This is a genomic window from Pseudoalteromonas sp. SR45-5 (assembly GCF_014163565.1).
Taxonomy (GTDB): Bacteria; Pseudomonadota; Gammaproteobacteria; order Enterobacterales; family Alteromonadaceae; genus Pseudoalteromonas; species Pseudoalteromonas distincta.
Map to the genome: position 1 here is coordinate 1 of NZ_JACJDN010001023.1, position 751 is coordinate 751.

At 34.2% G+C, this 751-nt stretch carries 1 protein-coding gene; it reads right to left on the reverse strand.

The window, feature by feature from the left end; translation table 11 throughout:
* On the reverse strand, positions 1–551 hold a 551-nt coding region (locus tag H5072_RS20790), incomplete at its 3' end, for an SPOR domain-containing protein (RefSeq protein ID WP_182694681.1).
* Positions 552–751: the final 200 nt, after the last annotated feature.

A 751-nucleotide genomic window follows, 5' to 3' on the forward strand; every position in this document is an offset into this window, starting at 1 on the left:
ATTGGTTTTCCGACAAAAGCAGCAATATTACATACTTGATCAAGCTGATTAGCTAAATAACAAAACGCACTTACTTGAGCATCGTTTTTAAATGGACCTACACGTAATCCATACAAAGTCATATTATTATTTTTACGTTCAAACATAGTAAAATTAAATTGAGTAAATGCACTAGGGTATAATTGCTTAAGCCTTTCGACTCTTGCTCTAACAAGCTCTGGCTTTAAATACCAACCAAGCTGTGCTCCAATTTTAGTTTCATCTGTTAAGGTGAGTTCTGAGTTTTGTAAGTTTGGTGTTTTTACTTCGGGAGTGTTATTTAGTGCCGTCGGTTCCAAATTCTGTGAAGGCTGATTACCATAGGTGATATCGGTTTTACTTTGCATGAGTAAAGGAGGGTTTTCAGTTAATTCACTTTGAGACGATAACGCCATAATTAATAGCTGTAAATCATCTTCCATAGCAGTTAAACGACCAATGCTTTCTTGCTGTAAGTGCCACTGCGAAACATACTCTTTTACTTGTTTATCAGTTATTAAAGAATGCTGCACGCTCTCGTTATTTACAGTTGCGCTGCTGCATCCATATAAATAAAAAGATAAGAATAAAACTGATATTAAATGACAAGACTTCAAATACCGCATTGCAAAATGCACTCTACTAACCAAGATAATAAATCAAAGCAAATTTTGCGCCAATTTATAGCAACTTTTTAATTAAGTAGTCTATTTTGAAGTAAGAAAACCGAGTT